Consider the following 23131-nt stretch of genomic DNA (forward strand, 5'->3'; position numbering starts at 1 on the left):
GGCGGTTGCCGCCCTTTGCGTCTTTGCGTCCACTGCAACTGCACATGAATACAAGATCGGTGATCTTGTGATCGACCATCCGATGGCTTTTGAAACCGCGCAAACCGCGCAAACGGCTGGTGGGTTCATGACTATCACGAATACCGGCGACACAGCGGATCGGCTGCTTGCGGTGGAGGCAGACTTTCCGCGTGTCGAAGTTCACACCACCGAAATGGACGGCGATGTGGCCCGCATGATCCATCTGGAAGAGGGGCTTACACTGCCCGCCGGTGAAACCGTGACGCTGCAGCCTGGCGGCTTTCATGTGATGTTCATGGGCCTTGGCGGTGATCCCTTCGAAGTAGACGAACAGGTGCCCGCAACGCTGGTTTTCGAGAATGCAGGCCGGATCGACGTGGTGTTTACAGTCGAGGCGCGCGGCATGAATAGCCATGGTGGGATGAACCACGGTGACATGGACCACAGCACACATCAAATGGGCAACTGATTGCCTGATGGCGGGCCCCTTTCGTGGCCCGCCGTACCCTAGCCTTGCAGGCGATCCGCCTTTTTGCGCACCAGCACGCTGCGCAGATCATGCATCGCCATCAAGAGATCATCCGTGACCTGCTCAAGCTGCGCATCCGTCGCTTTGGCCTGCGCCCAGTGTGCTGTCAGGTTCAGATGGTCGATTGCGCGATGGATATCTTCCATGTCACGCGCTGCCAGCAGGTTCAGGCGTGCTTTGAGCCAATCGCCGATGACGCGCTCTTCATCAGCACTCAGCGTCGCGTCGCCTTGTGGTTTGAAATCGCCACGGTTTGTGTTCACGACGGCGATCTGTTCCATCTCGATCCGGCGTTCGCGGTTTGCGGTGTTGATCCGGAACACTGCTGCACCATTCTCGCGGATGCGGAAATAAAGCTCGGGCAGGTCCGTCATGTCAGGTCAGGCCTTCGCAGAAGGTGATGATCCGCTGGCAGGCCTCTTTAAGCGCTGCATCCGAGGTCGCATAGCTGACACGGAAATTGGGGGACAGGCCAAAGGCCGCGCCAAAGACCACCGCGACACCCGTTTCCTCCAGCAGCGCCGTGGCAAATGTTTCGTCATTGTTGATCACTGTGCCCGCCGCCGAGGTCTTGCCGATGCAGCCTGCGATGGACGGGTAGACATAAAACGCCCCTTCGGGTTTCGGGCAGACAATTCCGGGGGCCTTGTTCAGCATCGACACCACCAGATCACGGCGGCGTTCGAACAGCGTGTTGTTCGGAGCAAGGAAATCCTGCGTGCCATTCAGGGCCTCGACCGCTGCATATTGGCTGACGGAGCAGGGATTCGAGGTGGATTGCGACTGTACCTTGCGCATTGCTTTGATCAGCTCTTCCGGCCCAGCCGCATAGCCGATCCGCCAGCCTGTCATGGCATAGGCTTTGGACACGCCATTGACCGTCAGCGTGCGGTCGTAAAGCTGTGGTTCGACCTGTGCGGGTGTGCAGAATTTGAAATTTCCGTAGGCCAGATGTTCGTACATGTCGTCGGTCATGATCCAGACATGGGGATGGCGCAGCAGTACGTCGGTCAGGGCTTTCAGCTCGGACCAGCTATAGCCTGCACCTGTCGGGTTGGAAGGCGAGTTGAACAGGAACCATTTTGTCTTGGGCGTAATCGCTGCCTCAAGCTGGTCTGCGGTGATTTTGAAGTTCGCTTCCAGCGAGGCCTCAACCGTCACCGGCGTGCCGCCCGCCAAAAGCACCATGTCCGGATAGCTGACCCAATAGGGGGCAGGGATGATGACCTCGTCACCGGGGTTCAGGGTGGCCATGAAGGCGTTATAGAGTACCTGCTTACCGCCAGTGCCGACGGTAACCTGGGCAGCGGTATAGGCCAGGTCGTTGTCGCGCTTGAATTTGGCGCAGATCGCCTCTTTCAGTTCTGGGATACCATCGACGGCGGTGTACTTCGTTTTACCTGCTGCAATGGCCGCAACAGCCGCATCTTTGATGTTCTGAGGCGTGTCGAAATCCGGCTCGCCCGCGCCAAGGCCGATCACATCGCGGCCGGCAGCCTTCAGCTCTGCGGCCTTTGTTGTGACGGCGATTGTGGGGGACGGTTTGACGCGAGACAATGTCGCAGAAAGAAAGGTCATAGGATCATCCGGTGGTAAAATGGCGCTGTCTATGACATAGGATGCAAGACTGCCGTATGGCAAGCAATTGAAGGAGCAAGCGATGGCGAGTGATCAGGACTGGTACAGCGAAGAGACTGCCACTTTTGGCGACCGTCTCGCAGGTGCGCGTGAAGCAGCAAGCCTGACGCAGCAAGGGCTGGCCGAGAAGCTGGGCGTGAAGCCAAGCACGATTGCGGCTTGGGAGAACGATATCAAGGAACCCCGCGCGAACCGTTTGCAGATGGTATCGGGTGTTGTAGGCGTGTCGATGAGCTGGCTCTTGACCGGTGAAGGTGAAGGCCCTGACGCCCCCGATAGCGAGATGGCATTGACCAGTGATCTGGTTGATTTGCTGGCCGAGATGCGGGTGCTGCGCGGCCAGATGCTGCAATCAAGCGAAAAACTGGGGCGGCTGGAAAAACGCCTGCGCAAAGCCTTGAAGGACCAAGATGTCTGAGACACGTGAAACGATGATTAAGCGCCTGCGGATGCGATCCATGCGGCGCGGGATCAAAGAGATGGATTTGATCCTGTCGGCCTTTGCCGACGCACATTTGTCAGAGTTCTCTGATGAGGCATTGGCACTCTATGACCGGCTCTTGTCCGAGAATGATCACGACATCTATGGCTGGATCGGGGGGCAGTTCCCGACACCCCCTGAATACCTCGAACTTGTGACACAGATTTCGACAGATGCAGAAGGCGTCACACGACCCGCTTAAAAAAGCGTTCTGCGCTTAACCGAATATTGGTTGTTTCGTTTTATCCCAAATTGCGGAGATCAAATGGAGCAACAGATTTATGAGCATTCATACCGATTTGGACGAGATCGGAACGACCGACCTGCCGGGTGCGCGCAGTGTGGCGTTCATGGACACCTATCTTGATGCCCTGAACCTTGTTGAGCGACTGCACCGTCTACTGCTTGATGTGATCAAAGACGAATTTGAACGCGTTGGCCTGCTTGAGATCAATCCGGTGCAGGCTTTGCTGTTGTTCAACGTCGGCGACAACGAGGTTACGGCGGGCGAGCTGAAATCGCGCGGGTATTATCAGGGCTCGAACGTGTCCTATAACCTCAAGAAACTGGTGGAAGCGGGCTATATGCACCATCAGCGCAGCGAAATTGACCGCCGTTCTGTCCGTGTGCGGCTGACGGAAAAAGGGCGTGGCGTGCATGTTCTGGTGGCACGGTTGTTCCGGACCCATTCTGAGGGTCTGATGGACCGTGGCGTGCTGGACCAAAAGGGTGTTGAGGATATCACCGCAGCACTGCGGCGGGTCGAACGCTATTGGACCGAACAGATCCGCTATATCTATTAATCGCATAGATTGCGGCAAAAGGTCTTGGTCAGCACGGTTGATTTGTTTGTTCAGCCGGTGTCCCTTTTGGCGCGGTGTCGTTAACGAGCGTTGTGTTTTTGCGGGTCGTCACGTTATGTGGCGGCCCGTGTTCAACCCAAGCGATATTCCTGCCGCCAGGCATTATGCTTCAGGGGTGACGGCACCTTTGTCACGGCTGGTCAGTTTTTCCAGCAGTTAACGTTCCTTAGCATGATAAAGGTTTGATCGCGCGGGCCGGTCTATTCGCAGCACAACACATCTACCGGTCATCAGGCCGGTTGACGGGCATGTCGCGTACCGTATGGCTGTTCAGCGCGGTTGGGGAACCTGCAAGTTGCTATCTGTCTTTGACCGCACCGACCGCGCCTGACACATCATTCCCCAAAGCAAGCGCCTTTCGGCTGGCGGCCGTTGCAACGCCGGGCAGTGCAAGAAAGAGCAGGGCCGCACGGATCATCCGTTTGAGCCGTGCGGCCTGTCCATCTGACCGACCGCCAAGGCAGAGAGTTCGCGCAAGAGCTTGCGCTCCATCGCGGCGGCGTAGTCTTCATAGTTCTGCGCGACCTCGACAAAGGCCACCGGCCCGCGGATGACATTTTCGCGGTAGTAGTCTTCCAGATCGGCCAGCGCGGTGCGGCTGACCTGATCGCCAAAAAAGTTGCCCGACCCGACAACAAGCCCGTTGACCGTGACACCCGCTGGGGTCGCACTGTCGGGGATGTCTTCGGGGAGCGGCCCGACATTGGTTTCGCCGTCGCCTGACAGATCAAGGGTGCGGATCCAGCAGTCCGCTTGGTCTTCGAGGTAGGAAAACCCCGCAAGCAAGGCCGACCCGACAGCAGTGGTTGGTGCGGGTACGCCCCGTTCATGGGCACGCAGGCGCGCGCTGATGGCGGCGATATCTGCGGGTGTGTTGATCGTTGTCCATGGCACGATGACCGTCTGATTGACGGGGCCGCTCCATTCAAACACATGCAGGCGAACGGGTGCGTCGGGTTGCAGAAAGAGGATATCCATCACCACCGGCGCGTTCAAAGCGGCGATCACCCCTTCAAGCTGAAGGTCATATTCGGATTGATCGACCGAGCTTGAAACATCCAGGCCAAGCGAAAGCGCCTGTCGGCAAGCTGCCTGTGCGATGCCCGGCAAGAGCATCACAAACAGACATACCCGCATCATCCTTCGGCCTCTGCTTGTGCCTGCGCGCGCCCGATAATCTGGGAAGACAGTTCGCGCACCAGCTTGCGGCGCATCGCATCTTCGAAATCGGTAAAGCCGTAGGCGACCTCGACAAAGGCGTTCGGGCCGTAGATGACCTCGGCCAGATAATAATCGCGGGCGGTGTTATCTGCTCCGGCGACGGCCAGCCCGTTCACCGTTACCCCGTCAAAGGGATAGGCCCTATAGGCGCTGGAAGGACCAAAGCCGTCATTGTTCACGCCGTCGCCCGCCATATCAATGGTCTGGAACAGGCAGGGCGGCGCGGATCGCAGCTTGATGGATGCATAGCCCAGCGCATAGCCCATCGCCGTTGGCATATCGCTGACACTCCTTGTGCTGTTGGTCAGCGCCTCTGCCGCCACGAGCAAATCGGCAGGCGACCGGATGAGTGTCCAGTTCAAAAGGTCGGTCTGGTTATACTTCCCGCTCCACTCAAAGATTTGCAGCGCAACAGGATCGGGACTGATGAAAAAGGCCTCTTGCACCTCGGGCGCAAGCAGGGCCGCCGCAAGGCCGCCACGCTGAAGCCGGTCTTCCTCTGCATCGACCGAGGATGAGACATCAAGCGCAAGCACAAGCGCAAGGCGGCAGGCCTCAACGGGGGCCGCCGCCATGCAAAAGCAGAACAGGACGCCGGATTTTACCAATGGCCTGTGTTTTCCATGCTGGCCCAAGGTTCGGCCGGAGGCAGGTTGTCGCCTTCCTGCAAAAGCTCGATCGAGATGTTATCGGGCGAACGCACAAAGGCCATGTGCCCATCGCGGGGCGGGCGGTTAATCGTCACGCCATTGTCCATCAAATGCTGGCAGACCTCGTAGATGTTTGACACGCGGTAGGCCAGATGCCCGAAATGCCGGCTGTCCGAGGGAAGCGCATCGTCGCCGTCCCAGTTGTAGGTCAGCTCAACAGGGCATTCTTCCTGTCCAGGAGGGGCCATGAAAAGCAGCGTAAATCGCCCGCTTTCACTATCGAACCGCCGCGTTTCTTTCAGCCCGAGAAGTTCGTAAAAAGCGATGGATTTCTCAAGGTCTTTGACGCGGACCATCGTGTGCAGATATTTCAGGGACATTGGGTGCTCCGTTTCGGTATTGTCCCCAATAGCCTAGTCCTTCGCGCGTGACAGTAAATGCCTGAGCCGCCATTTTGAGCAATGAAGGCATTCGACCGCGCTCCGCCCCTTCTGGGTGTGCATACGGCCAAGCGCCGTCAGACATCAGCCATGACCGGCAGGATATCGGGGGTGCCGGCGTGTGTTTGCGCGGTGCCGGTGTACCAAGTTGTCAGCAAACTGATGCGGGGTGCATCCCCAAGTTTTGTCTTGTCCACCCGTTCGAACCCGTGCCAGCCTGGGCGTTTTTTGCGGTCGTTCCCCGAAAAGAAAATCCCGCTATTGGGCAGGAACGGTGCGCGGCGCAGTTCACGGTGGGCCGGGCGAAACGGCCTTTGCCATTTGGGCGCGTAATCGTAAAGCGAGGTGCCCAGCCCATCGAGGCTGTCGTCTTCGGGCAGGTAAATCAGCATGGTCGCAACCCGAGGCAAGTCATCAAAATGTGGCGGCATATAGTAGGATTCGGTCTCGAAACGCAGCGCCGTACTGACAAAGACCTTTTGATTGTTGATCTGTGATTTGTCGACATTCAGGACCGGTGCAAGATCTTCGGCAAGCCCGTCAAAAACTGCTGACTTCACTTTTTCTGACATGATTGCGGTGCCCACGGCCCACCAAAGGCTTTGCTGGTCTTTGCTGATCCGCGCGACGCCGATCTCGGGCAGTTCAATGAGATCGCGGGTTGAGACGCCGTCCTTGTCATGGAAGTGCTCCAGGCTCATTGGCCGAAATGCTTCACGTTCAGGGATGTTCTGCAGCATGCGCGCGTAGACATCCTCTGGAAACAGGCCCGATAGCAGTGCATGTTGGCAAGGCACCGTGTCGACAGCCGTGCTTCGTATCACTTGCGCCATGTGGTCGGCGATCCGCGCGCTCAGAGTGACGTCGGTTTCCAATGTTTTATTCCCTCGTAAAATGGCTTTTGCGTATTCACGGGCGCAAACCAAGCCCGCCTGACGTTTTTGTGAACAATTAGCCCCGCTATCATGGGCAGAGCAAGTTTTAAAATTCGAAAGCTTTGGCGTTGCGGGAACGCGCTCACGTAGCAATTCACTGTTCCAGTGCTTTTTTGCTGTGGCGTAATACCGGTTGCAGACTTCAACTGATGTCCGGTCGCCATCATGGACGCTTCTGGCGCGTCGCGAAAACTATCCGATGTTTTTGGAGAAAACCAATGGCAGTCCCTAGGGGAATCGAACCCCTCTTTCCAGGTTGAAAACCTGGCGTCCTAACCGATAGACGAAGGGACCGCAGTTGGTGTGGCGCTTTTAGGGAAACCACGCGTGGCGCGCAAGAGGCTTTTTTCGTTTTTTGCAGGCAATTGTCAGTGGGCCGGTGCAGCGTCTTCAAGGCGTAATTGCACGGATTGCCTGCCTTGCCAGCTATTGATTTCAAGCCGCCCTGCCAGATGGAACCGCGCCCCGTTGTGATTGACCAGCATCGGCCCGAGTGGTCCGTCCATTGCGCCGAAACTGATTCCGTCAATCCGCCCGCCCAGACCATCTCCGAAGCTGATTTTCAGATGGTTCGCGCCCACCTGTTTGGCAAAGTGGATCTGGCAATCGGGAAAGGCAAAACGCGGGGCGGGGGCGCCTGCGCCGAAGGGCCCTGCGTCCTCAATCTGGTTGATCAGATCGACTGTGGCGGCACCGGGCATCAGGATGCCGCTGATGATCAGGTCTGCGGGGCCGATGTCAGCGGCCCCCTGTTTTGCGAGAAGGTCGCCCAAACGCGCCATGGCTTCATCGAGCTTGTCGCGCGCAACGGTCAGGCCAGCCGCCATTTTATGCCCGCCCCCCTTGATCAAGAACCCCTCTTGCGCTGTGCGCTGGATTGCGGCGCCCAGATCAACACCGGATACCGAGCGCCCCGAGCCTTTCCCTTCATTGCCGTCCAGCCCGATGACGATAGCGGGACGGTTGGTGGCCTCTTTCAGGCGTGCGGCGACGATGCCCACCACACCGGGGTGCCAGCCCTCTCCTGCGGCCCAGACCAGCGGTCCGTCAAGCCCGCGTGCGGTGGCCTGTTCAAGTGCCATGTCGCGGACCTGTGCTTCGACCTCACGGCGCTCTGTGTTCAACTCGTCCAGTTTCGCGGCCATCGATTCGGCCTCGTGCCGGTTGTCACTGGCCAAAAGCCGCGCGCCGAGGTCCGCCTTGCCGATGCGCCCGCCTGCATTGACGCGGGGGCCTAGCAGAAACCCGAGATGATAGCTGGTTGGTGCCTGGTCGAGCCCTGCGACATCCGCGAGAGCGGTCAGACCAATCCGGTTGCGCCGTGCCATCACGGTCAGGCCCTGGCGCACAAAGGCGCGGTTCACGCCGATCAAAGGGGCCACATCGGCCACGGTCGCCAGCCCCACAAGATCAAGCATCGCCATCAGATCAGGACCTTTTTGGCCTGCTTCGCGCAATTGCCGGTTGGCATCGACCAGCATCAGAAACACGACAGCCGCCGCGCAGAGATGCGCAAGATCGCCTGTCTCGTCCTGCCTGTTGGGGTTCACAACCGCCACCGCATCTGGCAGGGTCTCGCCGCCCAAATGGTGGTCAAGCACGATCACATCGGCGCCTTTGGCCGCCGCAATAGGCCCATGTGAAAGCGTGCCGCAATCGACGCAGATGATCAGATCGTGATCGCGGGCGAGGGTGGCCATGGCCTCATCATTGGGGCCATAACCTTCATCAATCCGGTCGGGCACATAGAGCGTGGCGTGTCGCCCCATATCACGTAGCCAGCAGATCAGCAGGGCCGCCGAGGTGCCGCCATCCACGTCATAATCAGCGAAAATGGCAATGCTTTCGTTTCTATGCAGCGCTTGCAAAAAGCGCGTCGTTGCCGCGTCCATGTCTTTGAGAACGCGCGGGTCCGGCAGCAGATCACGCAAGGTGGGCGCAAGAAAGACGGGGGCGTCCTGTGCGCTGATGCCGCGCCGGACCAAGACACGGCAAAGCGGGGCGGGCAGGCCGGTTTCCTGTGCCATGGCCTCTGACAGCCGGTCTTCTTCCACGCTGGGACCAACCCAGCGGCGACCCGTGGCCGAGGCTGTGACGTTCAGAAAAGCGGATTTATCTTGGGGTGCAGTCATCATTTGGCACCATATGCGGCGCGCCTGTCTTTGACCACAGCTTCGTTCCCGCCATTTGCTAAAATCACCTCTCGTTGAAACACCTGATAACACCACGGAATGTGGTGTTTCTGCGCTTGGATCGGCTTTCCGTCTGCCTGATTTGGTGCACAAACACGGGAGGTCTCCGCCAAGGGTATCGCCAAACGAGGCCATGCGCTGTCGCGCGCGGGCTGCCCAACGCATCGCGGTGATCCCCGCCGCGGCAAACAAGCCCGACGCGGTGGATGGCTTGCCACGTTTTGCCTCGCAGGAAAAAGAGGATGGTGGAAATGTCAGGTGGTCCCTTCTGTTTTCAATGACACCAGAAATCCAGCAATTGCGTCGACTGCTGCGTTCATGTCTTCCGTGCGTGCATGTTCATCTGGATGGTGGCTCAGGCCACGCGTGCAACGCACAAAGAGCATCGCGATGGGGCATAAGTCTGACATGGCAGAGGCGTCGTGGGTCGCCCCCGATGGCAGTCTAACCAAAGGGTGCCCTGCTTGTTTGACGGCGCTGGCCAAGGTCTTGGCCAAGGTCGGGTCGCAGTTTACAGCGGGCTGCTTGTAGGTCTGCTCCATCTGGAACGAAAGCCCGCTTTCGCTTGCGATCTGCGCTCCGATTTCCCGCATTTGTGCGCTGAAATTCGCGCGTGCCGCGTCAGACGTCGAGCGCACCTCGAGCGGGAGGGCGGCGCGGTCGGGAATGGCATTCACGGCATTGGGGTGGACAGAGATTTCCCCGACAGTTGCGCGGATGCTGTTCGTCTGTTTGGCGATCTCGGAAACCGCCACAATAAAACGCGATGCAGCTACAAGGGCGTCGCGGCGGTCTGCCATTGGAACGGTGCCTGCATGGCCTGTTTCGCCGGTAAAGACGATCCTGTTACGTTCAATGCCACAGATGCCCGTGACGACGCCAAGAGGACTATTCCGGGTTTCGAGCACCGGTCCCTGTTCGATGTGTGCCTCTAGATAGCAAAGGATATCGGTTGGATCCCGGGCAAGTCCGACCAGTTGCGTCGGGTCTGCGCCGAACGCAGCCAGCGCCGCGCCTACTGTCACACCTTCTGGGTCTTCAAGGTTCAGCACAGCGCTGTCGAATGTGCCTGCGAGAGTGCGCGGGCCCAAGAGAGCTGTGGGGAACCGCACGCCTTCTTCATCCGCAAAGGCAAGGACATCAACCGCGAAGGGCAGCCTGACATTGTCAATTTTGAGCTTTTCCAAGGCAAGGCAGGCCAGCACGACCCCCATGATCCCGTCATAGCGCCCACCGTTGGGAACGGAATCCTGATGCGACCCGATCAACAGCGTCTTGCCGCCCTCTGGCCCCTCGAGGCGCCCGACAAGAGTGGCCGCCGCGTCCATGTGGACTTGAAGGCCCGCCGCTGTCATCCAATCACGGATATGCGCCAAGGCTGACGCATGTTCAGCGGTGAACGGAAGACGTGTCACGCCTGCACCGGCCAACGAACACCGGGCAATTTCACGCAAGCGGGTTTGGGCCAATGTGCCGAAAGTCATAGATTGTCCAGATTTGTTATGATAAATTATTAGCTACACACGGCTGCAACACTCGTCTAGAAAATTATGATGACAAAATGCAGTAACCCGCCCATTGGCCCCAAAATAACAGACGCCCCCCGTGCGCAAAAACGGTCGCGTCCGGTGCAGGTGGCCGACCAGATCAAACGCTGGGTTGTCGAGCGTGATTTGCGCAAGGGAGACAAGTTGCCAAACGAGGCCGCAATGATCGCGCAGTTCGGCGTATCCAAAGGCACGGTACGCGAAGCGATGCGCATTCTTGAGGCGCAGGGCCTGATCGTCACCAAGACCGGCCCCGGTGGTGGCAGTTCGGTTGGAGAGGTCAGCAAGGAGCGCGCGATGTCCCTTCTTGGTAACTATTTCTATTTCAAGGATTTGTCGCTGTCCGACATTTATGAAATGCGCAAGATGCTCGAACCCGCACTCGTGGCCAAACTGGCCGGGAGATTGGACGAGGAAACGCTGGCCGAATTGCGCGAGATGGCCCATCAGCATCCTGAACCCGCAAAAACCCCGGAAGAAGAGAAACAGCAGCATATTTCGTCGCTGATCTTCCATGCGCGGCTCGCCGATGCTGCCGATAACGAGTTATTGGGCTTCGTCATTTCCTTCATGGCCCGCATCCTTTCGGACCTGACGGTCTATCGCCGGCTATATGCCACCCCCAACCGCGAGCTATGGGAGCGGGGTCGCAATCACCAGATCGACCTCGTGGAGGCTTTGGCCAAGGGCGACAGCGATGGTGCGCGTGCCATCATGACGTCGCACATGGAAGGGGCCGAACGTATGATGAACCAGCAGGAAATGCGGATCACGCGGGAGTTCATGGCCGAGTAGGGCCGGGTTAAGGTGCAACCTTGTCCTCAACCTTCGGTGCGCGGCTGCGGTCGGCCTGTACCGGCGCTTCCTCGAGCCAGTCAGAATACGGCGGCTGGCTGACCTGATCCGCCAGTGCGGCAAGGTCATCAAGGGGCGCGCGACTGTGGTCAATGCGCAGATCAATTGGTGGGGCGTTCGGATTAAGAACCAACAAAGCCGCTGATTGTAGACCGCGCACATCCGATCCAGCTTTGTCAGCGGCACACAATGCCGCAATCATCCGTTGAGGGGCGCTGGCTGTGCTGGCCCCAAAGGCGTCGATCATGGCCTCAAGCACCTTGCGCGATTGAAGCATGTTACCGGCCACGATCAGGTTCGGCGCTGCGATCGTATCGGCATAGGGCACGCTCTTGGCACCTGTGAAGCCTGCAGTGCTGCCAGATCTGTCCAGCACCGCAAGCTGCCGATGCGCACGTCCGGTGTCGGTTGCTGTAAGGTCCGCGACCACATTTGCAGCGCGCGCTCCGCCGTACAGACGGCGCATTGCATCGTCACGCCAGAAGGTACTGGGTGCTGTCCCTTGCGAGGCGCAAAGGCCTGATTCGATATCTCCACGCAGAACCCATCCCCCGACGCACAGACTGCCCGTGGCCGCTGCCCCCGCATAAGCGCCTGTTTTTTCGTCATATGTCAAAATGGAAAACGTCACAGCAGAACCTTTCGCACATTTACCTTGTATTTATCATGAGAATTTGTCCAAATACAATTAATCATGATAAATAAACGTAACAGTGAGGATATGCCATGACCTTCATGAACCTACCCCGTCGCGCCCTGTTGGCAGCAACGGCAGCAACAGCTTTGGCCCTGTCTGTGGGCGGTGCTGCCGCGCAGACGCCGGAGAATGTGCTGATTGTCGGCCAGATCGCGGAGCCGCAAGCGCTTGACCCCGCTGCAGTCACGGCGGTCAATGATTTCCGCATTCTGATGAACATGTATGACGGTTTGGTGCGCTACAAAGACGGCACACTGGAAGTCGAGCCCGCTTTGGCGACCGACTGGACAATTTCCGAGGACGGCACGGTCTATACCTTTACCCTGCGCGAAGGCGTGACGTTTCATGACGGCAGCGCCTTTGATGCGGAAGCAGTGAAATTCAACTTTGACCGTATGCTGGACGAGGCCCATCCCTATCACGACACGGGCCCGTTCCCGCTGGCGTTCTTCTTCTCCGCGGTCGAGAACGTCGAAGTTATTGACGCGCAGAACGTCGCATTCACGCTGAACTCCCCCTATGCGCCGTTCCTGTCGAACCTTGCCTATCCTACGGGATTGATCGTGTCGCCTGCTGCGGTGATGGAACATGGGGCCGATTTTGGGCGCAATCCTTCAGGGACAGGTGCGTTTACCTTTGGCGAATGGCGCAGCAATGAGGCTGTGGTCGTGCAGGCCAACCCTGACTATTGGGATGGCGCGCCCGCGCTTGAAACAGTCGTCTTCCGGCCGATCACAGACGCCAACACGCGCACCGCCGAGATGCTGGCGGGCGGTATTGATCTGATGGTCGAGGTGCCGCCCGTGGCGCTTAGCGAGTTTCAGGGCGACAGCTATACGGTCCACGAACAGGCCGGTCCGCATGTCTGGTTCCTGATCCTGAACGCCAAGGAAGGTCCTTTTGCCGATGTGCGCGTCCGGCAGGCGGCGAATTATGCGATCAACAAGGAAGCGATCGTCAATGACGTTCTGGAAGGGACCGCCGAGGTCGCCGCCGGTCCGACGCCGCCCGCCTTCGCATGGGCCTATAACCCTGACCTCGAGCCATATCCCTATGACCCGGACCGCGCGCGTGCCTTGCTCGCCGAGGCTGGTGCTGAAGGGGCTGAGCTGACGTTCTATGTGACCGAAGGCGGCTCTGGCATGCTTGATCCTGTGGCCATGGGTACCGCGATTCAGGCAGATCTTGAGGCCGTGGGTCTTGATGTCACTATCGAGACCTACGAGTGGAACACCTTCCTTGGCAATGTGAACCCGGGCCTTGAGGGCAAGGCGGACATGGCGCAGATGGCGTGGATGACAAACGATCCCGATACGTTGCCCTTCCTTGCACTGCGTACCGAAGCCTGGCCTGATAAAGGCGGGTTCAACTCCGGCTATTACTCCAACCCAGAGGTCGATGTCCTGCTGGACGCCGCCCGTGTCGAGACCGATCAGTCTGAGCGTGCGCGTCTTTACCAAGAGATGCAGGTCATCGTGCAGGAAGACGCGCCTTGGGTCTTTGTGGCAAACTGGAAGCAGAATGCAGTGACGTCTGATCGTGTCGGCGGCTTTTCATTGCAGCCGTCCTTCTTCCTGCTGCTGGATGACGTAACCAAGAACTAATGACTTTTGGCGCGGCTCTGACCCAGGGGGCCGCGCCGACGGGGCGGAAACATAGACGATGACCGGATACATTCTCAAACGGCTTCTCTCGGCCATTCCGGTGCTGCTTGGGATCAGCGTGATTGTTTTCCTGATTATGGCGATGATCCCCGGTGATCCCGCAACGGCGATCCTCGGCTCCTATGCGACACCCGAAAACGTGGAGAAACTGAATCGGGACCTTGGTTTGGATCAGGGGCTGGTTCCGCGCTATTTTATCTGGTTGGGCAATATGCTGCAGGGGGATTTCGGGCGCAGCTTCGCCCTGAACCGCCCCGTTTTGGACGAAGTTCTGGACCGGTTTGGCGCCACGTTGATCCTTGCCGGGACATCCTTCGTTATGTGTTCGATCCTTGGCATTGCGGCAGGTGTGATCTCGGCCGCGCGGCAATACGGCTTTGCCGACAAGGCGATCACATTCGTCGTGCTGCTGGGAATTTCGATCCCCTCGTTCTTTCTGGGCATGATGATGATCCTGATCTTCGCGGTGCAACTGCGATGGTTCCCGGTGTCGGGCATGTGGCCGATCTATGGGGACCGAAACCTTTGGGTGCTGATGGATCATCTGGCCATGCCTGCCATTGCTTTGGCCGTGGTGGCCACCGGCGTCATCGCCCGGCTGGCGCGGTCTGCCATGCTCGAAGTGTTGCGGCAGGATTTCATCCGCACAGCGCGGGCCAAGGGCGTCCATGAGCGCCGCGTGATTTGGCGCCATGCGTTACGGGCGGCCATGGTCTCGATCATCCCGATCCTGGGCATTCAGGCAGGCTTCGTTCTGTCCGGCGCCGTCTATATCGAAATGGTCTTTCAATGGCCTGGCGTGGGTCGCATGCTGGTTGATGCGATTCTGAAACGCGACATTCTGCTGGTCCAGGGCGGTGTGGTTTTCATCGCCGCCTGCTATGTGATGTTCAACATTATGGTGGATGTGGCCCAGGCGCTGCTTGATCCAAGGATCAAGACATGATGGCATTTCTCAGACTACTGGCCCGCAATCGTCTGGCCCTTGCGGGGCTGATCGTCATCGGCGTCATCGTCTTTCTGGCATTGATCACACCGCTTTTGCCGCTGGCAGATCCGGATGTAACCGATACGCCAAACCGTTTCCTGCCACCGCTCAGTGAAGGCGCATTGCTTGGTACCGATCATCTGGGCCGTGACCTTCTGAGCCGCTTGATGTGGGGGACGCGTTTGAGCCTTGCGATGGGGCTGGCGGCCGCGATCATTGCGGCCACCATCGGGTCGGCCATCGGGATCATCGCGGGCTACTATGGCGGGCGCACCGACAATCTGATCATGCGTGGCGTCGATATGCTCATGGCGTTTCCATATATTCTGCTGGCGTTGGCGATTGTGGCGGCCCTTGGCCCCGGTCTGATGAACGCGCTCATCGCGGTGGCTGCGGTCAATGTGCCGTTCTTTGCGCGCAATATTCGCGGAGTAACGGTGGGGATCGCGCATAAAGAGTTCGTCGATGCCGCCCGCCTGGCCGGTATGCGCGACCGAGAGATCATTCTGAGTGAAGTACTGCCCAATGTTCTGCCCGTTATCGTTATTGCCATGTCCACGACCGTTGGTTGGATGATCCTCGAGACGGCTGGCCTGTCCTTCCTCGGGCTCGGGTCACAGCCCCCTCAGGCCGACCTTGGGTCGATGCTGGGTGAGGCACGTTCGGCGCTGATCACCAACCCTCACACCTCAATCGTGCCGGGTGCGATGATCCTGATCATCGTTATGGGGATCAATCTGTTGGGTGATGGCGTGCGGGATGCGCTTGATCCGCGCCTGAAGTCGGGCGCGCTCAGCCGTCCGATGCCGGCCACCACGGTGGAGCGGCACGGCGCAGTGCCCGCCGCCAAGACCGACAGCCTGCTGGACATCGCCCAATTGCGCACCGAATTCCGGGTGCGGGATCGTGTGTATCAGGCCGTTGGTGGGGTCGATCTGCACGTCGAAAAGGGTGAATGCCTTGGCATTATCGGCGAAAGCGGATCGGGAAAATCAGTGACAGCGCTCAGCGTGATGGGCCTTGTCGCGTCACCCCCCGGCGTGATCACCGGCGGTGCGGTCCATTTTGCGGGCGAGGATATCATTGGCGCCCCTTACGAAAAACTCCGTTCCCTGCGTGGGCGACGCGTCGCCTATATTTTCCAGGACCCTCTCGCGACGCTGCATCCGCTCTACAAGGTTGGTGACCAACTGATCGAGGCAATCCAATCCCACGAAACCGTCTCTCATACGGCTGCCCGCACCCGCGCGGTCGATCTGCTTAAATCCGTGCGTATTCCCAACGCCGAAAGCCGGATCGACAGCTACCCCTACGAGATGTCGGGGGGCATGCGTCAGCGCGTCGGGATTGCCATGGCGCTGGCTAACGACCCCGATGTGATTATCGCAGACGAACCGACCACCGCACTGGACGTGACTGTTCAGGCGCAAATCCTTTCTGTCCTCAGCGATCTGCGGCGCGAACGGGGGCTGGCGATCATCTTTATCACGCATGATTTCGGCGTTGTCGGCCAATTGTGCGACCGTGTGGCAGTGATGTATGCAGGCCAGATCGTGGAAGAAGGGCCAACCGAGGCCGTCCTGCGCAGCCCCCAGCACCCCTATACCGCTCGCCTGATCGCCTGCGTGCCGACATTGGGTGGCGGGCAACGAAAACTGGCGGCCATTCCCGGCTTGCCGCCTGTCGTGGACCATTTGCCCATTGGATGCGCTTTTGCGGAGCGCTGTAACAAGGCGCAGGACCTGTGCCGCGCGAAACCGGTCGACCTCGTTACAACCGGGATGACCAGGAAGACCAGATGCCTGTTCCCCGAAGTTCCAGTGGAGCGTAGCGCATGACCGAAGCCCTGAAACTGACGGGTCTGTCCAAATCCTTTCCTGTCGGCAAACGCCTGTTCGGCCCGCCGAAGGCGGTGGTTCATGCAGTCCAAGCGCTCGACCTAGCAGTCCAAACCGGCGAGACGCTTGGCATTGTGGGGGAATCTGGGTGCGGGAAATCCACCCTCGCGAAAATGCTTGTCGGGTTGTCGGCCCCCACGACGGGACAGATTGAAATCGAAGGTGCGGTTCTCGACAACGCGGACCCCGCGATTTTCGGCAAACGCATTCAATACGTGTTTCAGGACCCGATCAGCAGTCTGAATCCACGCAAGACAATCCGGCAAATCATGGAGACCCCGCTGCGCAAGTTGCACAACCTTGACAAGGCTGCCCGCGCCGCACGCATTCGCGAAATTTTCGCCGCCGTAAACCTGCGCGAGGAATTTCTTGATCGCTACCCGCACGAGTTTTCCGGCGGGCAGGCCCAACGCATCGGTATCGCCCGCGCCTTGGCCGCCGAGGCGCGGATTCTGATCCTGGACGAACCGGTTTCGGCGCTTGATGTTTCCGTACAGGCGCAGGTGCTGAACCTCTTGGCGGACCTAAAGGACGCCTACGGTCTGACCTATCTGTTCATCAGCCACGATCTGGCCGTGGTTGAAGCGGTCAGTGATCGGGTTGCCGTGCTCTATTTTGGCGCCATCGTCGAAGTCGGGGCGGCAAGGGATATCTTTGCCAGTCCGCGTCACCCCTACACGGCGCTTCTGGCGCAAAGCGCCCCCGAGGTCGGGCGACCCATTGCGGCACCTGAGTCCGCACAGACCGAATTGCCCGATCCGTTGTCCCCACCCTTGGGGTGCGCATTCAATGAACGGTGTGCATTTGCGACGGATCAGTGCCGATACGAGAAGCCCGTTCTAAAGGCCGACGGGAGTGGACGAGAGTTTGCATGCTTTCATCCGTTGAGCGCAATTGGTCAGGACCTTTGACATCAGGGAGTTTGGTCGTCATGCCACGACAGCTTCGGTCGTGATCCGCCAAAGTCGAACCATCCGTATCACCGTTTCGATAAAGACCAACCGGGCAAGTTACCGGTCTTTCTTGCCGAATATGATGATGGGCACACTGCGATAAGGTCGCGGATGCGTGAGCGTTGCTTGCAAAGGGCCGAGAGCGGCGCTTTGCAGAACCCTGCGCCGAGGTGCGACACTTGAGGGATGCGCGGATATGCGCGCTTAATTCCTCGGACCCGTAAATAGCCGTCGCCCGGCATCAGACGACCTTGGTCAAAGGGCTATGAGCAGAATAACCGCGCAATGCGGGTGCATAACGCGCAACCCTGGAAATCCACGCAGCAATGAAAGGGACCTAAATTACTGCTATAAAGTCCTTTGGCGCTCCCCTGCGTTGGTGCCAAAGCGATCCGGTTAGCTGGTTGGGTTGCGATAGATCATGCGCCGCACCGATCCGGTCTTGGAGCGCATCAGGATTGTCTCGGCCGTCACAAAGCCCACCTCACGCTTGATGCCGGGCACGAGCGATCCGTCGGTCACACCGGTCGCGGCAAAGATCACATCGCCTGTCACCATATCGTCGCGTGTATAGACGCGGTCAAAATTCGTGATGCCTGCTTTCTTTGCGCGGCCACGCTCATCATCGTTGCGGAACAGCAAACGGCCGAAAATCTGCCCGCCCATGCATTTCAGCGCGGCTGCGGCCAGCACACCCTCGGGCGCGCCGCCTGAACCCATATACATATCAATCCCCGTCACGTCGGGTTCGGCGCAATGCATCACACCGGCCACGTCACCGTCAGTGATCAGGCGAATTGCAGCACCGGTGCTGCGGATTTCCGCGATCATATCTTCGTGGCGGGGGCGTTCGAGCACACAGACGGTGATATCGTTGGTCGAACAGCCTTTGGCGGCGGCAAGGGCCGAGACACGCTCGGAGGGTGACATATCAAGCGTCACAACGCCGGGGCGCAGGCCGGGGCCGACGGCGAGCTTGTCCATATAGACGTCAGGCGCGTGCAGCATGGACCCGCGCGGCCCCATGGCGATCACGGCCAGCGCGTTGGGCATGTCTTTGGCGGTCAGTGTCGTCCCTTCCAGCGGATCAAGGGCGATATCCACACCGGGGCCGTTGCCGGTGCCGACTTCCTCGCCGATGAACAGCATCGGGGCTTCGTCGCGTTCACCTTCGCCGATGACCACAACGCCCGCGATATCAAGCTTGTTCAACTGGGTGCGCATGGCATCCACTGCGGCCTGATCTGCCGCCTTCTCGTCGCCGCGTCCGATAAGGCGGGCGCAGGCAATGGCCGCGGCCTCGGAGACGCGGGCAAGCCCGAGAGACAGGGTGCGGTCGTTGAAATCAAGTGCGGCGGGCATCAGGGCAGTCCTTTTGTAACTTACCCCACCTAAAGCCTGTCCGCGCGCGGGCTACAAGACTGTTTGCGCTAAACCGCCTCGATGCGGATTGCGACAGGGGTGCCGCTGACCACGCCGGTGGATTTGAAATCGGAAAGCGCCTCTTCCAATGCGGTGCGTGTCGTCTTGTGGGTGACGATCAGAACGGGTGCTGTTGCGTCCGTGTGGTCGTATTGGCGCATCCGGTCGATCGAAATGCCTGCTTCGCCTAACGCGTGCGCGACTTTGGCCAAAGCCCCCGGTTTGTCGAGCAGTTTCAAGCGCAAGTAATAGGGTGCGGGCACAGCAGCGCGTGCGGCGCGCGCTTTGCGCAGGGTGTTGGCCGGTTGCCCAAAGGTCGAAACACGGCACCCGCGCGCGATGTCCATCACATCGCCCATGACCGCACTTGCTGTAGGGCCTTCGCCCGCGCCAGGGCCGCGCAGAACGATCTGGTTGACCGCGTCACCTTCGAGCACGACCATATTGGTGCCGCCTTGCAGCTGGCCAAGCGGTGATGTGTCAGGGACAAGACAGGGCGACATGCGCTGTTCGAGCCCGCGCCCTGTCATCTGGGCCACACCCAGGAGTTTGATCTTATAGCCCATATCGGCGGCCTGGTGGATATCCTCGATCGTGACGGATCCGATCCCTTCAAGCTCGACCGCGTCGAAATTGACCTGCGTGCCGAAGGCAATAGAGGCCAGAAGCGCGAGTTTGTGACCCGCATCAATGCCGCCCACGTCCAATTCGGGATCGGCTTCGAGATAGCCCAGTTGATTGGCCTCTTCAAAGACGGCTTCATAGCTGAGCCCTGCGTCTTCCATGCGGGTCAGGATGTAGTTGCAGCTGCCGTTCATCACGCCCATGACGCGGGTGATTTCATTGCCCGCGAGCCCTTCGGTCAGGGATTTGACCACGGGAATGCCACCTGCCACAGCCGCTTCAAAACGGATCACATGGCCTGTGGCCTCGGCCGCTTCGGCGAGCGCTTGGCCGTGGATGGCAAGCAGGGCCTTGTTGGCGCTGACGATATCCTTGCCAGTGGCGATGGCCGCTTCGGTTGCGTTTTTGGCTGGGCCTTCGTGACCGCCCATGACCTCGATAAAGACGTCAATATCGTCGCGTTTGGCAAGGGTAACGGGGTCGTCCTCCCATGCATAGGCGGACAGATCAACGCCGCGATCCTTGGTTTTGGACCGTGCCGAGACCGCGATGATTTCAACAGGGCGACCTGCGCGCAAGGCAAGCAGCTCGCTATGTTTCTGCACAATCCGGACAATGCCCACACCCACGGTTCCAAGTCCCGCGATCCCAAGGCGAAGAGGTGTTGTCATCTGCATAAATCCATCGTTGTGCTGCGTCAGCACGGGTCTAGCGAAAGCGCGCGGCTACTGCAACGCGGCGATGTCAATCTGGCGCAGTTGTGCAGCGCGGGCCTGTAATGCCGCGATCCGGGCCTGCAGATCTGCGTCGTCAGAGGCAGAAACGGGTGGCAGTGACGGAAGCTGTGTCAATGTGGGGTATGGGGCCTGCCTTGCGGCATCGCTGATCGTGCCGTCCAGCGCGGGAAATGTGGCGCAAGCGGTGACAAACAGAAAGGAAAGGGGCCAGAGCAGACGCATGATCGCCACCATACCTGTGGTCATGGGGTGGGGGCAACTGCCGATGAGGGGTTTCCAAATGAACAAGCGTTCAGTTAAATGGCTGTTATGGCACGCAAGCAAGGTTCCCACTCTGATATTACCGGCCCAAAGGTGCGCGATGCGGCGCTGCGATTGATTGCAAGGCACGGCTATGCGGCGGTGTCGATGCGCCAGATCGCGGCGGAAGTCGGGATTCAGGCGGGGGCGCTCTATAACTACACGCCGGATAAGCAGACCCTTTTGTTTGACCTGATGCAGGGCCATATGGCGGATCTGCTGGCCGCGCTGAAGGCGGCTGATTTGCAGGGCAACAGTCTTGCGCGTCTGGAAGGGTTCACGCGGTTCCATATCCGGTTTCATCTGCCGCGCCCGGATCAGGTGTTTGTGTCCTATATGGAACTCCGCAACCTGACGGATGAGAATTTCGCCGCTGTCGAGGTGCTGCGGCGGGCCTATGAGGATGTGCTTGAGAACATCCTGAGGGATGGCGAAGCCGAGGGTGTTTTCGCCGTGCCTGATCCGCGCATTACCACGATGGCGCTGATTGCGATGCTGACAGGGATCAGCAACTGGTATCGTGCAGGCGGGCGGCTCGAGAGCGACAAAATTGAAGCGATCTACTGGGACATGGTCCGCCGTGCCGTGACAGCCTCGGCAAGGTAGGATAAGGCCTCTGCAGTGATGGAGACAAATCATGTTCCAACCAGATGAAAACGGGATTCTTGCGGTTGTAGAGGCCTCGCCCGCGCGCCGTATTTTTGCCTATGGTGTCCTGTTCGGGTTAGGGGCGCTGGTGGTCTATCTGACGCTCGTGCATCCTCCTGCATTTCAGTGGATGATCTTTATGCTGGTGTTCGGTGTGCTGATGCTTTGGCAGGCCGAGCGGTTACGTCGTGCGACCCATGTGACCATCGCGCTGACCGAAACAGAGTTGCGCGATAGCACTGGCACTGTTCTGGCGCGGATTGAGGATATTCGCAGCGTAGATCGGGGTGTTTTTGCCTTTAAGCCGTCCAACGGGTTTACCTTGGTGCTGCACAGCAAAAAGCCCCGCGCATGGTTGCCGGGGCTTTGGTGGCGCTTTGGGCGCCGTGTTGGTGTGGGTGGCGTCACAAATGCCGGTCAATCCAAATTCATGGCTGAACGGATCAGCATGATGATCAAGGATTAACTTCCTGGCCCGCAGATCGAGTTGCCTGCATTGGTTATAAAGCAAAGCCTGACCCCGCGTGGGCGGATAATCATGTCGCTCGTGAAGGTAAGATCTTCCAGATTGGTCACGGTAAACGGACCCAAGCCGATATTGAAAGGCGCATCATATTCGGTGCGCGTTTCGATGAAGATGTTTTGGTCAAAGTTATCCATAGGCGGCAGGCGGCCTTCTGCCCTGAGGTCAGCAAGGTCTGCGTTCGTCAAGTTTTGCGTTATGCCGGCGCCGCGTCTGCGCGACCAAACAACCCGGAACTCGTCAGCAGCTTCGTTATACGTGTAAACTGTCACCCTGAAGTCTGGATCATTTTCCTCAAATGTAAGGGTTTGCAGAACACTTTGCGCACTGTTGATGAAAGTGTCGTTCACACTGTCCTCGCGGCTGAACATTTCGGCCAGCGTGATTGTCGCGCGGACGGAATTCGTCTCAACACGGAAGACGTCAAAGTAGACGAATGTTGACAAAAAGACCCACAGCAGGATCGGGACGACGAGCAAGAGTTCAATAGCCATTGAACCGCGTTCGTCGTCGCGAAAAGCTTTTGTGAATGATGCTATGCTCTTCATGGTCAATCGTTCCGGAAAGGTTCGACGACAAATGCACTGGTCGCAACCAACGCATAGGATTCACCTGCGGCCGTATCGCCAGCGTTCGCCTCGATAAAGGCCTTGCCCAAGGCGGAAGATGGCAGGAAGGGGTCAATGCGGATGCAGGCCCGCAAGAACATCAGTTCATTGTTGCCTGTCGGATCAATTGTTCCGCCATATGCCGCGTCCAGATCCCCGCGGTCGACGCAGCGTACATCCGCGTCAAGTGGAACCCAAGCAGTCCTCGGGTCACGCTGCACCAATTCAATTTCAAGCTGTCTGATGCAGTCCGGCAAAATGCGGGCTGCGTCACAGATCCGCGCACGCAGGTTATCGCGGTCCGGGTTTGTGATAACACCGATCCGCACTTCGCGGACCGTTACGTCAACACCGTGTTCAAGCATCACTTGCCGTGCGGAATAGATACCCGATTCATATGTCATCAGGAAAAACCCAAAGAACACGGGGAACACGAGCACAATCTCGATCGACGCGGTGCCGCGTTCGTCTTTCAAGAAATGTTGTAACAGAGTTTTCATCGTGAATGACCCCATTACAATGCCAGACGCAACGCTGTGATCTGCTCTGCGATTGTCTGGAAGATCTCGTCCAGTCCGGGTTCGCCCGGATCATTCGTGATCGTGGAGCGGAATGCATTACCCTCTTTGCTGGCGCAATCTGTCATGGTCTCGTTGAAAAGACCCATTGAGATTGTGTAGACCTCGGTCACTTGATC

Annotated in this window: 26 protein-coding genes and 1 tRNA gene; 11 read left to right on the plus strand and 16 right to left on the minus strand. The window is 58.7% G+C overall.

The features are described 5' to 3' along the window. On the plus strand, positions 1-490 hold a 490-nt coding region (locus VGP75_RS16500; RefSeq protein WP_327544703.1), incomplete at its 5' end, for a copper chaperone PCu(A)C. A 38-nt stretch (positions 491-528) separates the two neighbouring features. Here the strand turns inward: VGP75_RS16500 and VGP75_RS16505 are convergent. Further along, positions 529-924, minus strand: a complete 396-nt coding sequence (locus VGP75_RS16505; RefSeq protein ID WP_327544704.1) for a hypothetical protein — start codon at positions 922-924, stop codon at positions 529-531. A 1-nt stretch (position 925) separates the two neighbouring features. Continuing rightward, positions 926-2128 (minus strand): pyridoxal phosphate-dependent aminotransferase, encoded by a 1203-nt coding sequence (locus tag VGP75_RS16510; RefSeq protein WP_327544705.1) that lies wholly within the window; start codon positions 2126-2128, stop codon positions 926-928. Positions 2129-2210: 82 nt separating this feature from the next. Here VGP75_RS16510 and VGP75_RS16515 point away from each other — a divergent pair, with 82 nt between their 5' ends. The 3 genes from VGP75_RS16515 to VGP75_RS16525 all read left to right on the plus strand — a co-directional run bounded on the left by VGP75_RS16515 (position 2211) and on the right by VGP75_RS16525 (position 3472). Beyond that, positions 2211-2606 carry a helix-turn-helix domain-containing protein gene (locus VGP75_RS16515; RefSeq protein ID WP_327544706.1) on the plus strand — a complete coding sequence of 132 codons (396 nt, stop codon included), beginning with the start codon at positions 2211-2213 and terminating at the stop codon, positions 2604-2606. Continuing rightward, positions 2599-2871: a succinate dehydrogenase assembly factor 2 gene (locus VGP75_RS16520; protein WP_327544707.1), complete on the plus strand. Its 273-nt coding sequence runs from the start codon at positions 2599-2601 to the stop codon at positions 2869-2871. The genes VGP75_RS16515 and VGP75_RS16520 overlap by 8 nt, the downstream gene beginning before the upstream one ends. A gap of 79 nt (positions 2872-2950) precedes the next feature. Then, entirely contained in the window at positions 2951-3472 is a 522-nt protein-coding gene (locus tag VGP75_RS16525; RefSeq protein ID WP_327544708.1) for a MarR family winged helix-turn-helix transcriptional regulator, read from the plus strand. Between the two features lie 474 nt (positions 3473-3946). Here the strand turns inward: VGP75_RS16525 and VGP75_RS16530 are convergent, their stop codons facing one another. From VGP75_RS16530 to VGP75_RS16560, 7 genes are all read right to left on the minus strand, one after another. Beyond that, the gene (locus VGP75_RS16530; protein WP_327544709.1) at positions 3947-4672 is read right to left on the minus strand and encodes a DUF1194 domain-containing protein; all 726 of its coding nucleotides are present in this window, start codon (positions 4670-4672) and stop codon (positions 3947-3949) included. Beyond that, on the minus strand, positions 4669-5328 hold the full coding sequence (locus VGP75_RS16535) for a DUF1194 domain-containing protein (protein ID WP_327544710.1): 660 nt from the start codon (positions 5326-5328) through the stop codon (positions 4669-4671). The genes VGP75_RS16530 and VGP75_RS16535 overlap by 4 nt, the downstream gene beginning before the upstream one ends. A 26-nt stretch (positions 5329-5354) precedes the next feature. Beyond that, the gene (locus VGP75_RS16540) at positions 5355-5783 is read right to left on the minus strand and encodes a VOC family protein (RefSeq protein ID WP_327544711.1); all 429 of its coding nucleotides are present in this window, start codon (positions 5781-5783) and stop codon (positions 5355-5357) included. 137 nt (positions 5784-5920) lie between these two features. Further along, entirely contained in the window at positions 5921-6718 is a 798-nt protein-coding gene (locus VGP75_RS16545) for a hypothetical protein (RefSeq protein WP_327544712.1), read from the minus strand. Between the two features lie 279 nt (positions 6719-6997). Then, positions 6998-7072: transfer RNA gene (locus tag VGP75_RS16550), tRNA-Glu, on the minus strand. 74 nt (positions 7073-7146) lie between these two features. Then, the gene (gene recJ, locus VGP75_RS16555) at positions 7147-8910 is read right to left on the minus strand and encodes a single-stranded-DNA-specific exonuclease RecJ (RefSeq protein WP_327544713.1); all 1764 of its coding nucleotides are present in this window, start codon (positions 8908-8910) and stop codon (positions 7147-7149) included. A 314-nt stretch (positions 8911-9224) separates the two neighbouring features. Further along, a complete protein-coding gene (locus VGP75_RS16560; protein ID WP_327544714.1) occupies positions 9225-10454 on the minus strand; it encodes a M20 family metallo-hydrolase in 1230 nt (409 codons plus the stop codon). 69 nt (positions 10455-10523) lie between these two features. Between VGP75_RS16560 and VGP75_RS16565 the strand changes: the two genes are divergently transcribed. Then, complete coding sequence (locus VGP75_RS16565) at positions 10524-11312, plus strand: FadR/GntR family transcriptional regulator (protein WP_327544715.1); 789 nt, start codon at positions 10524-10526, stop codon at positions 11310-11312. 7 nt (positions 11313-11319) lie between these two features. Here the strand turns inward: VGP75_RS16565 and VGP75_RS16570 are convergent, their stop codons facing one another. Beyond that, complete coding sequence (locus VGP75_RS16570) at positions 11320-12003, minus strand: DUF1028 domain-containing protein (protein ID WP_327544716.1); 684 nt, start codon at positions 12001-12003, stop codon at positions 11320-11322. Positions 12004-12098: 95 nt separating this feature from the next. Here VGP75_RS16570 and VGP75_RS16575 point away from each other — a divergent pair, with 95 nt between their 5' ends. The 4 genes from VGP75_RS16575 to VGP75_RS16590 are packed head-to-tail and all read left to right on the plus strand — an operon-like array spanning position 12099 to position 17530. Beyond that, on the plus strand, positions 12099-13673 hold the full coding sequence (locus tag VGP75_RS16575; RefSeq protein ID WP_327544717.1) for an ABC transporter substrate-binding protein: 1575 nt from the start codon (positions 12099-12101) through the stop codon (positions 13671-13673). Positions 13674-13731: 58 nt separating this feature from the next. Then, positions 13732-14679 carry an ABC transporter permease gene (locus VGP75_RS16580; RefSeq protein WP_327544718.1) on the plus strand — a complete coding sequence of 316 codons (948 nt, stop codon included), beginning with the start codon at positions 13732-13734 and terminating at the stop codon, positions 14677-14679. Then, a complete protein-coding gene (locus VGP75_RS16585) occupies positions 14679-16559 on the plus strand; it encodes a dipeptide/oligopeptide/nickel ABC transporter permease/ATP-binding protein (RefSeq protein ID WP_327544727.1) in 1881 nt (626 codons plus the stop codon). Before VGP75_RS16580 ends, VGP75_RS16585 begins: the two co-directional genes overlap by 1 nt. Beyond that, the gene (locus tag VGP75_RS16590) at positions 16556-17530 is read left to right on the plus strand and encodes an ABC transporter ATP-binding protein (RefSeq protein ID WP_327544719.1); all 975 of its coding nucleotides are present in this window, start codon (positions 16556-16558) and stop codon (positions 17528-17530) included. Before VGP75_RS16585 ends, VGP75_RS16590 begins: the two co-directional genes overlap by 4 nt. 438 nt (positions 17531-17968) lie before the next feature. On the opposite strand, the gene glpX is transcribed toward VGP75_RS16590, so the two are convergent. The 3 genes from glpX to VGP75_RS16605 all read right to left on the minus strand — a co-directional run bounded on the left by glpX (position 17969) and on the right by VGP75_RS16605 (position 20601). Continuing rightward, a complete protein-coding gene (glpX, locus tag VGP75_RS16595; protein ID WP_327544720.1) occupies positions 17969-18934 on the minus strand; it encodes a class II fructose-bisphosphatase in 966 nt (321 codons plus the stop codon). Between the two features lie 68 nt (positions 18935-19002). Beyond that, complete coding sequence (locus VGP75_RS16600) at positions 19003-20289, minus strand: homoserine dehydrogenase (protein WP_327544721.1); 1287 nt, start codon at positions 20287-20289, stop codon at positions 19003-19005. 54 nt (positions 20290-20343) lie between these two features. Further along, positions 20344-20601, minus strand: coding sequence for a hypothetical protein (locus tag VGP75_RS16605; protein ID WP_327544722.1), 258 nt, complete (start codon positions 20599-20601; stop codon positions 20344-20346). A gap of 63 nt (positions 20602-20664) precedes the next feature. On the opposite strand from VGP75_RS16605, the gene VGP75_RS16610 reads away from it, so the two are divergent. Both VGP75_RS16610 and VGP75_RS16615 read left to right on the plus strand, forming a co-directional pair. Continuing rightward, positions 20665-21261 carry a TetR/AcrR family transcriptional regulator gene (locus tag VGP75_RS16610; RefSeq protein WP_327544728.1) on the plus strand — a complete coding sequence of 199 codons (597 nt, stop codon included), beginning with the start codon at positions 20665-20667 and terminating at the stop codon, positions 21259-21261. A gap of 31 nt (positions 21262-21292) precedes the next feature. After that, positions 21293-21769 (plus strand): hypothetical protein, encoded by a 477-nt coding sequence (locus VGP75_RS16615; RefSeq protein ID WP_327544723.1) that lies wholly within the window; start codon positions 21293-21295, stop codon positions 21767-21769. On the opposite strand, the gene VGP75_RS16620 is transcribed toward VGP75_RS16615, so the two are convergent. From VGP75_RS16620 to VGP75_RS16630, 3 genes are all read right to left on the minus strand, one after another. Next, the gene (locus VGP75_RS16620; protein ID WP_327544724.1) at positions 21766-22320 is read right to left on the minus strand and encodes a hypothetical protein; all 555 of its coding nucleotides are present in this window, start codon (positions 22318-22320) and stop codon (positions 21766-21768) included. The genes VGP75_RS16615 and VGP75_RS16620 overlap by 4 nt on opposite strands. 56 nt (positions 22321-22376) lie before the next feature. Next, positions 22377-22934: a TadE/TadG family type IV pilus assembly protein gene (locus VGP75_RS16625; protein WP_327544725.1), complete on the minus strand. Its 558-nt coding sequence runs from the start codon at positions 22932-22934 to the stop codon at positions 22377-22379. A 14-nt stretch (positions 22935-22948) separates the two neighbouring features. Then, positions 22949-23131 (minus strand): hypothetical protein (locus VGP75_RS16630; RefSeq protein ID WP_327544726.1); only part of this gene is annotated, 183 nt, incomplete at its 5' end.

The sequence above is a fragment of the Yoonia sp. genome (assembly GCF_036007805.1).
GTDB lineage: Bacteria > Pseudomonadota > Alphaproteobacteria > Rhodobacterales > Rhodobacteraceae > Yoonia.